The 1,078-nt window shown below is 47.7% G+C and carries 1 protein-coding gene and 1 pseudogene; both read right to left on the reverse strand.

From position 1 onward, the window contains the following. Window positions 1–467, reverse strand: a pseudogene (locus F6K53_RS44930) (hypothetical protein); the annotation flags it as partial. 202 nt (window positions 468–669) lie between these two features. Further along, window positions 670–1,078, reverse strand: a 409-nt coding sequence (locus F6K53_RS44935; protein ID WP_293087584.1) for a cyanoexosortase B system-associated protein, incomplete at its 5' end; no start/stop codon positions are given.

The following is a 1,078-nucleotide window of genomic DNA, read 5'->3' on the forward strand; positions in this document are numbered from 1 at the left end:
GACAGAGTCTCTGGGTAGCCCAAAGGAGGTAACATTTCCTCCAACTGTTCTAATCGATTCTCCTCTGAGACCGGTTCAGGGTTGCTCAACGGTGGTGGAGGTGGCAACGTTTCCGTTACCTCTATGGTCTCAGGGGTTGCCTCAGGGGTTGCCTCAGGGGTTACCTCAGGGGTTGTCTCAGGGGTTGTCTCAGGCGTGGTTTCAGAGGTTTCCAGTTCAGTCCTTTCCCTTTCCCCTGATTCAACAGTTTCCCTTGTTTCCCGTTCCATGGAACTAAACGTAGGCAACTGAGCGCGATCGCTAATCCCATCGCCAAGATTTTGCACCGATGTCGGTAAATTTCCGACAAGCTTAGCCAAACCAGGGCTGACCCAAACTCCAGAACTAACCAGCCATAATAATACGGTACCCCCAAATAAAGATAAATTCAGAACTTGGTTACCAAACCTGTGGGTGTCAGTTGTCATTTTCCAATGGTCACTTATCATCTCAAGTCTGAAATCTCAAGTCTGAAGTGGGAAGTAGAAAGTCTGAAGAGGTAAGTCTGAAGAGGCAACTCTGACGTTTAACTTCTAGTTGTCGATAAACGTTTTAGTCAACCCTAAGTGTTCCAGCAATAAACCCATTTCACCCTTGATCCTTGATTCCTCATCCTTGAGCCTTCATCCTTCATGCTTGAGCCTTCATCTTTGAGCCTTGATCCTTAATACTTTCAATACTACTAGCTTGCTCCGCAAAAGGATCGCTCATCAAAGCAGTTTGAACCATTTTACTGAGAGATTCGGCTATTGGCCTAAAATTTTCAAGATCACCCAAAGGTTCTATGGGAATTTGGATATTCACCGCAACCCAAGGCACCCGTTTCCGGTGTAACTGAGCCAATTGATCAGCCCAGAACCAACGGCTAGGAGCAGGATTACCACCCTCTGGCCAGGCATACCATTGTACTATAGCGAAGGTTTGCCGCTGATTCCAGGCACGAAAGAAACGGGCGTTAACAACACTTTTGGGGTGGCTTTTGGGCTGGGTTGTGATGGTCGGATTCGCCTGGGTCTTCCCCTCAACATCAGATCCGTTG

This window comes from Moorena sp. SIO4A1 (assembly GCF_010672065.1).
GTDB lineage: Bacteria > Cyanobacteriota > Cyanobacteriia > Cyanobacteriales > Coleofasciculaceae > Moorena.